Source organism: Streptomyces sp. NPDC047515, from assembly GCF_040643055.1.
Lineage (GTDB): Bacteria > Actinomycetota > Actinomycetes > Streptomycetales > Streptomycetaceae > Streptomyces.
Genome location: NZ_JBEYTM010000112.1, coordinates 1 through 9,198, shown reverse-complemented (window position 1 = coordinate 9,198; position 9,198 = coordinate 1). Strand labels below are relative to the sequence as shown.

Genomic DNA, 9,198 nt, shown 5'->3' with positions numbered 1-9,198 from the left:
CCCTCCTGGCCACCTGGACCGGCGCCTGCTCGATATGCGGCCAACCCGCACCAACCCCCGAACCCCACCACAGAACCTAACAAAGCCCTACTAGTTCGACGTCGGTTGACTGGTCGACCGTCACTCCCTGCTGCACGTAGGTGTCGAAGACGTTGGACAGCGACGAGGTGGACGGGTCAATGGTGACCGGGTACCGGGTGTCCGGGTCGCCGAGGAACTCCACGTCCGGGGTGACCACCAGGTCGACGGACGAGCCCTTCTGTACCACCTTCAGGCCGACCCTGGCCTTGCGCGTGTGCTCACCCGACCGCTCGTCGACGGTGGCGTCCCACATTACCGGAGCCGGCATTACAGCCCGCTTCTTTTTCCTCTTGTCGGTGAACATCACGCTTCCGTCGGCGAGTTGCTTCGCCTCCAGGCCCTTGGCCTTCAACGGCATCGTGTAGTTGTAGTTATCAGCCTCGGGGCGCTGCTTGAGCTCGACGAACTGCTCGAAGCCGGTACGCGTCGCCTCGACCACCACGTCCGCGCCCGGCACCGCGTTGACGTACTCGGCACGCGTCCCGTCGAGTTTCGGCGCAGGCAGCCCGCCCTTCCACTGCAGGGTGATCTGCTGATCATCCCCGCCCAGCGTCACCAGGTCCGTGGCCCCGGCTTCCTGCGCCGCCCTGAGCGACGCAGCCGGACGGCCGGTTCCCCCTGAAAGCTTCAGACCATTGGGGTGCGCCTTGGCCTCAACGGACCCATCGGCACCGCGGGCAAGATTCACATCGATGTCACGCCACGAGTCGACGTCCTGGTCATAGAAACGAACAGGGCCCGCCGAAACCTCAGTCGTCAGCGACCCGTCCCTGTTCACCCACGTCGTAGACGCCTCCGTGCGCTCCGACAGGGCCTCCACCCGCTTTCCCGACAGGCGCGCAGCAGCACGCGCGGAAGCCAGGTCGGCTGCCTGCGTCACCGGCGCATCGTCCTCAGCAGCAGGACGATCCGGCACCTCAGCCGCGAAGCTCACGCCGTTGAGCAGAGCGGCGGACACCGCCAGGCTGAGACTTCCAGCTATACAGCGCAGCGTTCTTCCTCTGGACCGCAGCCGTCCGCGCCGCGGCACGGACAAAAGATCGGTCACGATTCCCCCTCCTATTGTTCACGCCTCCGCCAAGAAATGGCGAGATCATGAACTTACTGAAGGAGAAAAGCTGAAGATCGGGCGAATCAGGAGGAAGCGGAGGCGGGTAGTGCCGCGCGAATAGTGAACTACCCCACAAGACAAGCGGTTGACGTGTACTTGGGCGCATCGTGCCCTTCTGACGCAACCAGCCCTGCTCCGCGCCCCTCTAACTCCTAAGGGCGCAGTTCGGCTTGAGGGGCCGCAATCACGCCGTGAACACGGCTCCGGACTCGGAACCCAACGCTGGGTGGTCGAGCGCGCCTTCGCCCATCTCCACTGGTTCCGCCGCCTGCGGATCCGCTGGGAGATACGCGACGACATCCACGAAGCCTTCCTCACCCTCGGATGCGCACTCATCTGCTGGCGACGCCTGAAGTCATTGCGATAGGAGTTCTAAAGGCGGCTTCGGCTTCCACCCTCTGGTGTGCTTCCTGGCCAACACCGGCGAGGGCATGTCCGGGCGGCTACAGCCCGGCAACGCTGGTGCCAACACCGCCGCGGACCACATCGCAGTGCTGGACGACGCTCTCGCGCAGATCCCCGACGCCCACCGGCACGGCACCGACATTCTCGTCCGCACCGACAGCGCCGGATCCGCGAAAGCCTTCCTCGCCCACATCCGGGCCCTGGGCGCGGCCTCGACATGCGGTTCTCGGTCGGATACGCAGTCACCGAGCCGGTCCGCCGCGCGATCCGCTCGCTGCCCGAGCATCTCTGGCACCCTGCCCTGGACCAGAACGGCTCGCTCCGTGCCGGCGCTGAAGTCGCCGAGCCGACATGGTCGAACTGACCGGCTATCCCGTCGGCACCCGCATCATCGTGCGCCGAGAACGCCCGCACCCCGGCGCCCAACTGTCCCTGTTCGACAGGGACGAGGGTCTACGTCATCAGGTGTTCCTCACCGACACCCCGTACTCCGGTGGCGGTTCCGCCCAGTTCCTGGAGGTCCGCCACCGCGGACACGCCACCGTCGAGGACCACATCCGGTGCGGCAGGACCACTCGGCTTCGGCCGCTTCCCCTCCCGCCGCTTTCCTGTCAACGCCGTCTGGCTCGAAATCAGCCTCGCGGCGATCGACCTCCTCGCCTGGACCCGATCCCTCCTCCTGGACGGGGAGATGGCCACCGCCGAGCCGAAGAAGCTCCGCTACTGTTTGTAAGCACTTCTTTGGGCTCCACCGCACGGACGGAAAGTGGCCCCACGGCGTAAGAAGTTGATCTGGCCCCACCCGACGTGAGGGGGCGTGCGCCATGCCCTCTTTGGAGTGAATGCACTGCTCCGTCCGCTGTGCGACGGCAGGGTTTGTGAGTCGATCACGGTCTTGTCGGAGGCTGTGCTGGTTTGTTGTCACGGTCATGTCGGGAGGCCGGGATGGGTTTGTCGCGGGCGGAGCTGTATGCCGCGATCCGGAGGGACAAGCGTGTTGATCCGGAGGTGTCACAGCGGACGTTGGGCGAGAAGTACGGGGTTCACCGCAGGACGGTTCGCCAGGCGTTGAACTCGGCTGTTCCGCCGCCGAGGAAGAAGCCGACGCCGCGGGCTTCGGTGCTGGACCCGGCCAAGAGCTGGATCGACGCGATGTTGCGGGAGGACCTGTCCGCGCCGCGCAAGCAGAAGCACACCGCCCGCAGGATCTTCCAGCGCCTGGCCCAGGAGCACGGGTTCGACCTGGTGTCCTACTCGACCGTGTCCGACTACGTCGCGGTCCGCCGGCCGCAGATCCAGGTGGAGGACCAGGAGGGACGCCGTCACCTGGCGGGGATGGTCCCGCAGGTCCATCTGCCGGGCGAGGAAGCGGAGGTGGACTTCGCGGACGTCTGGGTGCGGCTGCCGGTGAGGTCACCAAGTGCAACCTGTTCACGCTGCGGATGTCCTATTCGGGCAAGGCTGTCCACCGGGTCTATGCCTCGCAGGCCCAGGAGTCGTTCATGGAGGGCCATGTCGAGGCGTTCAACGTCCTGGGCGGTGTCCCGTCCCGGCACATCCGCTACGACAACCTCAAGCCCGCGGTCAACCGGGTCTGCACCGGCCGTAGCCGGGTGGAGTCGGAGCGGTGGACGTCCTTCCGGTCGCACTACCTGTTGACTGAACTACTGCCGGAGTTTTCGCAGGTCAGTGACCCTTTGGCGGGATCGTCGTTGGTCTGGCCATGGAGGCTTCGCGAGACCTGTCGGCTCTGTCTGTGTCCTTGGTCGGTGAACTGGTGGCCACGGACGATCCGTGGGAGCCCTTCCGGCTCGTTGATCCGCTCGGGGCGCCCGTCGAAGGCGTCTCAGATTTTCTGCGTGATCTGCAGGGGGCAGGGCGGCCGGCGACTACGGCCCGTTCATACGTGATGGATCTGCTGCGGTGGTTCCGATTCCTCTGGGCGGTCGAGGTGCCGTGGGATCGGGCCACCCGCAGCAAGGCGAGGGACTTCTCGCGATGGCTCCAGGTCGCAGGACAGCCGTCGCGCCCGCACTGGCGGCGCCCGGACGAGATCGGTCGATGGGTCGCAGGCGGGAAGCCGTACGCACCGTCGGTCCGCATACACAGCGAGACGGTTATCTATAGGAGCTGTAGAGCGTGAGGCACGTGGGAAGCGCGTGGCCAACTCTACGTCACTGAAAGGTATCTGATAGGTGACTGTCACATCTGTTACGTTCATCGGCATGCGGACATTCAAGGCCGAACGTGCCGTGTCCCCCGGCGACGAGTCAGTGGCATGGGTGGTCGTCTCCGACTTCTACGAGCTCCACCAGGAGGCGTCGGCGTACTTGGCGTCGCTGCGGGCCCGGGACTGCTCGCCGAACACGGAGCGGGTGTACGCGGGCAGGGTCGCCCTGTACCTGTCGCACTGCGTTGCGAACGGCCTGGACTGGGCCGCGCCGGGGTTCGTCGCGCTGACGCGGTTCCTGCACTGGTTGGTGAAGGAGCCGCTGCCGCCCCGAGGTCCGCGGTCCAGTGCGACGCCGCGCTACCGGGACAAGGCCACGGCGAACCAGATCCTGACGACGGTGGGCGAGTTCCTGAGGTTCTGCGTCCCGTTCGGCTGGGTGGCGCCGGCTACGGCGGCGATGCTGTCCGAGACCAAGTACCTGTCGTTCCTGCCGCCCGGCTACAGCCCCGGCGAGGACGGACAGTTCCGCACGGTAGAGGCCAAGACCATCAAGTTCCGGGTGGCCTTGCCCGGCTACGAGTGGTTGAGCGACGAGCAGTTCGCGCAGTTGCTCGCGCTGACCGTCCGGGCACGAGACCGGTTCCTGGTCTATCTGCTGGGGTCGACGGGGATGCGGATCGGAGAGGCACTGGGCCTGCACCGCCAGGACATGCACCTGCTGCCGGACTCCTCAGCGCTGGGCTGCCAGGTCTCCGGCGGGCACGTACACGTGCGGCGGCGGATGAACAGCAACGGAGCGCTGGCGAAGGCCCGCAGCCCGCGGTGGATCCCGGTCGATTCGGACGTGGCGGGCCTGTATGCCGAGTACCTCTACGAGCGGGACCAGGTCCCGCAGGCCGGCGAGAGCGAGATGGTGTTCGTCAACCTCTTCCGGTCCCCGCTCGGGCAGCCGATGAAGTACCCCAACGTCAAGGACCTGTTCGACCGGCTGGCCGTCAAAGCCGGCTTCGCCGCCCGCCCGCACATGCTCCGCCACTCCGCCGCCACGCGGTGGAAGCGAAGCGGGACTCCGGACGACGTGATCCAGAACCTCATGGGACACGTCTCCCCGTCCTCGATGGCCCCCTACATCCACGCCACCGACACCGACAAGCGCGAAGCCGTCGAACGGCTCACCGCCCTGCGTAAGGACCACGCATGACCAGCACCAGGGCGCTGGTCGAGCGCATCACGCCGCCCCCGGCGCAGAGCGACGCCAGGCTTGAGGAGTGGCGGACTTACCTCGCGGGGTGCATCGACCCCGACCGGCGTCCGGACGAGTGGGACATGGCCCTGTGGCTGTTCACCGGCGACGTCGACAACCCCCGAACCGTCGCCTACAGGTGCCGCACCCCCAGTGCCCGCGGGTGAATGCCGCAGCCAACATGAGGTGCAGGAGTTGCGAGAAGGCCCTCGAACGCGGAGCGCTGAGCGCGGAGGATTTCGACGCCACCTACATCCCCACCACGAGGCTCCAGGCTTACAAGGCACCCGCCCGATGCGCGGCCGGCCCGCAGGACGGCCGATGCCGGCGACGCGTCTCCGCGCGCGGCCTGTGCAGAGCCCACTACAGCCTGTGGGTCGCGGTATTCAAGCGGCGAGGACTGGAGGACTCCGAGGAAAACCTGGCCGCCTGGGCGGCCACGATGCCCGGCTACGAACCACTGCCACCGTGTCTGGTGCTCGGGTGTTCGCCGGAATCCGCGGTCCGTGCACGTCTGTGCCCCACGCACTACTACCGTTGGCAGGCCAGGGGCGAGGAAGCGCGGGGATCGGTCGAGAGCTGGGCGAGTCGTCAGGCCCCCTACCTGAGCGGCAACCAGATCTCCCTGGCCCCGTTGACCCCGGTGACCCGGCTCGAAGTGCTGTTCGCCCTGCAACAGCGGGACACAGTCGGCAGAAAGCTGGATCCCCGAGCCACCCGCTCGACCGTGACCCAACTCCTCGACCTGCCCAGCCTTGTCCTGGCCCCGCCGGAGAGCGTCACCCGGCAGGCGTTCGGCCGCACCACCAGTGTCATCGCCCATGCCCAGGAGATGCTGCGGCATCTGCGGGTGGCCTTCGATGACTTCAACGGCATCGACGCCACGCAGCGGGTTGTGTGGGACCTGCCGGCTCTCGGGATCGGTTCGGCTACCGGTGTCCGGCCGCGCCGCCACGCAGGGACGGCGGACTTCACCGAGATCCGGCAGCCGTGGCTGCAGGCGGTCGTGATGCAGTGGGCCCGCAGCAGCAATCCCACCGGCGGCAAGTTGTCCACTAAAATGGCCGCCTGTCTCGTCGCCTCCCGGGCCCTGGCGCTGCGGCCGGGCGGCGGCATGGACCCCGGAGTCCTGGGATTCGCGGACATGACGGCCGTCGTCGCCGCCTTCCGCACCCTGCTCAGGAAGGACGGCCGTCCTTACAGCGAGAAGCACCGGCACACCGCACTGTCGAACTTCTGGCAGATCCTGGAGTTCGGCAGGTTCGCCGGGATGCTGGACACCCTTCCGGGTCTCTTCGGCCGCCATCCCGCGCACCGGATCGCGTTGCCCGAGCCGAACGAGGACGAGATCGGCAAAGCCGTACCCGAGTCGGTCATCGCCCAACTCGACTGCCTTCAGGACACGTTGGGCGTTAGCCTCTCCCATGGTTCGATGCCTTCTGAAGAGGTCAAGGAGATGTGCCGCACCCTCTACGCGGTCATGCGGGACACCGGCCGGCGCCCCAACGAGATCGTCACCTTGAAGGTGGGGTGCCTGGAGCGGGTCGACGGCCACTACAACCTGATCTGGGACAACAGCAAGGGCAAGCGACTGCGGCGACGCCTGCCCATCGACATCGAATCCGCGGAGATCATCCAGCGGTGGGAACGCCGCCGGGCGGCACTGACCGACTTCGAGCACGGTGACGGCTATCTGTTTCCCGCTGCCACGGAGCGCAAGGAGACGGGGCATCTCGGAGCGGACCTCCCCTCCCGCATGCTTCGGGTTTGGGTGGACGCCCTGTCGCAACTGGACTCCGAGAGCCCCGGCGAAGACGGCCAGCCGGTGCCGTTCGACCGGTCCCTGATCTTCCCCTACGCCTTCCGGCACGCGTTCGCCCAGCGCTGTGCGGACGCCGGTATCGCCCTGGACATCCTCAAGGATTTTATGGATCATAAGGACCCAAAAACTACGATTGGGTATTACAAGGTCTCGCTCAAGCGGAAGCGGGCAGCGGTCAAGGTGGTGCGCAAGCACGCCCTGAACCGTGGCGGACGCCCGGCGCCGATGTCCTCCAACGCCGCCTACGAGCGCAGTTCCGTGGCGGCGCCGTTCGGCGGCTGCGTCGAGCCCAGCAACGTCAAGGCCGGCGGGAAGGCATGCCCGCTCCGCTTCCGTTGCGCGGGCTGCGACTTCTACCGGCCCGACCCGTCCTACCTGCCCGTCATCGAGGACCACATCCGCACCATGAAGGCTGAACGCGAGACCGCGCAGGCACTGGACGCCGCGGAGTGGGTGATCCGGAACATGAACGAGGAGATCGACGCCTACAGGCGCGTCGCCGCCAACATGAAGAGGAAGATCGAGGATCTGACCGCTGAGGAGCGGACCGAGATTGAAGAGGCAAGCAAGATCCTGCGCAAGACCCGCGCCTCGAACGGCCGCACCCTGCTCCCGCTGACCGTCCTCCAGCAGACGGGCGGTGCCCAGTGAGCGGCAAGCGTGTCCCCGCCGAGGTCCTCAAGGCAGCCCGTCTCCGCGACAGCCAGACCAAGCGGGCCAAAGTCCTGGCGGTACTGCACGACATGGTCGCCCGCGGTGAGCCCGTCACCTTCGCGGCCGTCGCCAAGACCGCCGGGGTGTCCAACTGGCTGGTCTACGCCGAGGGCGTCCGTGAGCACATCGACGCCGCCCGCGCTCGGCAGGCCGTGCACCCGCCCAAGCCCAGCACAGGGGCTTCCGTCAGCTCGGCGGGCTTGAAGACCGATCTGGCGCTGGCTCGCCAGGAGATCGCCGCGCTGCGGGAGGAGCGGGACAAGCTCAAGGACGCCGTGCGACGACATCTGAGGCAGCAACTCGACCAGGTCGGCACGGGCGAGCTGGTGGCCCGCATCGACGAACTCAGGCGCCAAAACGCCGAGCTGACCGCCGAGAGAGACGCGCTGACTCGGGGCAAGGCCGAGTGGGAGGAGAAGCTTGCCGAGGCCGAGGAGGACCGGGACGCGGCTCGCGCGAGCCTGCGCAGGATGATGCGCAGGGAGAACACCAACCCGGATGCCACCGAAGCCGGATGAGCGCCTGTCATCAGGCGGAGCCGGTTCCCGCCGCCGAGTGGGAACACCCTCGCAGAGCACCTCGTCACAATTTCTCTGAGCTGCGAAGATGTCCCACAAACCGGAGCTGGTGGCGGTCTACCGGCCTGGCTCACGGCCCGGGATCGCGGTTGCTGACCTGATCACTCCGTTACGGGCATGCACTCGGCGAGCAGGTCGATGACGTCGCGCCAGGCACGCTGCGCGTGCTGTGGGTGGTAGCCGACGCCGGGACGCACGGTGTGGTCGACCGGCGGGTGGTGGAAGGCGTGCAAGGCGCCGCCGTAGACCGCGAGGCGCCAGTCGACGCCCGCAGCCTGCATCTCTGCGGTGAACGCGTCCCGTTGCGCGGGCGGCATGATCGGGTCTTCCGACCCGACCCCGGCCCACACCGGGCAGCGAATGCGCGCCGCCTCGCCCGGTCGGCCCGTGGTCAGTGCGTTGACTGTCCCGATCGCACGCAGGTTGACGCCGTCGCGCCCGAGTTCCAGCCCGACGGCGCCCCCGGTGCCGTAGCCCACGGCGGCGATCCGGTCGGGGTCGGTCCGCGGTTCGGCACGCAACACGTCGAGCGCCGCATGGCCAATGCCCCGCATCCGATCGGGGTCGGCGAGCAGCGGCATGCAACGGGCCAGCATCTCCTCGGGGTCACCCAAATAGCGCCCGCCGTGAAGGTCGAAGGCCAGCGCTACGTATCCCAGCTCGGCGAGAGCATCGGCCCGGCGGCGCTCAACGTCGCTGAGCCCCGTGCCCTCTGGCCCGAGCAGCACCGCGGGCCGGCGGTCGACACCGGCCGGGAGCGCGAGGTGCCCAATCATCGTCAAACCGTCGGCCGGGTACTCGACCGTACGCGTTGTAACCGTCGTCATGAGACTGGACTGTAGTGATCGTCGAGCCCGGTCGGGCCGGTGTTCACCGCTGGCAGAACAGCGCGGGTGCGCCTCTGAAATGCGGCGATGGCTCACAAGATCCGTCACAAACCCCGTTCCCGCGCGGGCACCGACGCCCAGCAACATGCCTAGTGCCGGATCAGGCAACGTTTGCCCTGTTGTGATGTGACGCGCCGCCCGGGATCCTTTTCCGGACGGCAGGCGGCGGTCACCGTGTGCGTGT

Annotated in this window: 7 protein-coding genes and 3 pseudogenes; 7 read left to right on the top strand and 3 right to left on the bottom strand. The window is 67.4% G+C overall.

From position 1 onward, the window contains the following. Positions 1–91: 91 nt before the first annotated feature. Positions 92–1,015: pseudogene (locus ABZ826_RS38115) on the bottom strand (sugar-binding protein); the annotation flags it as partial. Between the two features lie 364 nt (positions 1,016–1,379). On the opposite strand from ABZ826_RS38115, the pseudogene ABZ826_RS38110 reads away from it, so the two are divergent. Next, a pseudogene (locus tag ABZ826_RS38110) lies at positions 1,380–1,559 on the top strand (transposase); the annotation flags it as partial. A gap of 16 nt (positions 1,560–1,575) precedes the next feature. Further along, positions 1,576–2,321, top strand: a pseudogene (locus ABZ826_RS38105) (transposase); the annotation flags it as partial. A gap of 319 nt (positions 2,322–2,640) precedes the next feature. On the opposite strand, the gene ABZ826_RS38100 reads toward ABZ826_RS38105, so the two are convergent. Further along, on the bottom strand, positions 2,641–2,793 hold the full coding sequence (locus tag ABZ826_RS38100) for a hypothetical protein (RefSeq protein WP_361459015.1): 153 nt from the start codon (positions 2,791–2,793) through the stop codon (positions 2,641–2,643). A 527-nt stretch (positions 2,794–3,320) separates the two neighbouring features. Between ABZ826_RS38100 and ABZ826_RS38095 the strand changes: the two genes are divergently transcribed. The 5 genes from ABZ826_RS38095 to ABZ826_RS38075 all read left to right on the top strand — a co-directional run bounded on the left by ABZ826_RS38095 (position 3,321) and on the right by ABZ826_RS38075 (position 8,067). Beyond that, on the top strand, positions 3,321–3,740 hold the full coding sequence (locus ABZ826_RS38095; protein WP_361459013.1) for a site-specific integrase: 420 nt from the start codon (positions 3,321–3,323) through the stop codon (positions 3,738–3,740). An 82-nt stretch (positions 3,741–3,822) separates the two neighbouring features. Then, positions 3,823–4,971, top strand: a complete 1,149-nt coding sequence (locus tag ABZ826_RS38090; RefSeq protein WP_361459011.1) for a tyrosine-type recombinase/integrase — start codon at positions 3,823–3,825, stop codon at positions 4,969–4,971. Beyond that, positions 4,968–5,180 carry a hypothetical protein gene (locus tag ABZ826_RS38085; RefSeq protein WP_361459009.1) on the top strand — a complete coding sequence of 71 codons (213 nt, stop codon included), beginning with the start codon at positions 4,968–4,970 and terminating at the stop codon, positions 5,178–5,180. Before ABZ826_RS38090 ends, ABZ826_RS38085 begins: the two co-directional genes overlap by 4 nt. Positions 5,181–5,194: 14 nt before the next feature. After that, on the top strand, positions 5,195–7,486 hold the full coding sequence (locus tag ABZ826_RS38080) for a tyrosine-type recombinase/integrase (RefSeq protein WP_361459007.1): 2,292 nt from the start codon (positions 5,195–5,197) through the stop codon (positions 7,484–7,486). Continuing rightward, positions 7,483–8,067, top strand: a complete 585-nt coding sequence (locus tag ABZ826_RS38075; protein WP_361459005.1) for a DUF6262 family protein — start codon at positions 7,483–7,485, stop codon at positions 8,065–8,067. Before ABZ826_RS38080 ends, ABZ826_RS38075 begins: the two co-directional genes overlap by 4 nt. 161 nt (positions 8,068–8,228) lie before the next feature. Here the strand turns inward: ABZ826_RS38075 and ABZ826_RS38070 are convergent, their stop codons facing one another. After that, a complete protein-coding gene (locus ABZ826_RS38070; protein ID WP_361459017.1) occupies positions 8,229–8,954 on the bottom strand; it encodes a dienelactone hydrolase family protein in 726 nt (241 codons plus the stop codon). Positions 8,955–9,198 lie beyond the last annotated feature (244 nt).

Excerpts from the sequence above, each read along its gene's own strand:
- ABZ826_RS38095 (WP_361459013.1), top strand. The coding sequence starts at position 3,321 with ATGGAGGCTTCGCGAGACCTGTCGGCTCTGTCTGTGTCCTTGGTCGGT.
- ABZ826_RS38090 (WP_361459011.1), top strand. The coding sequence starts at position 3,823 with ATGCGGACATTCAAGGCCGAACGTGCCGTGTCCCCCGGCGACGAGTCA.
- ABZ826_RS38085 (WP_361459009.1), top strand. The coding sequence starts at position 4,968 with ATGACCAGCACCAGGGCGCTGGTCGAGCGCATCACGCCGCCCCCGGCG.
- ABZ826_RS38080 (WP_361459007.1), top strand. The coding sequence starts at position 5,195 with ATGAGGTGCAGGAGTTGCGAGAAGGCCCTCGAACGCGGAGCGCTGAGC.
- ABZ826_RS38070 (WP_361459017.1), bottom strand. The coding sequence starts at position 8,954 with ATGACGACGGTTACAACGCGTACGGTCGAGTACCCGGCCGACGGTTTG.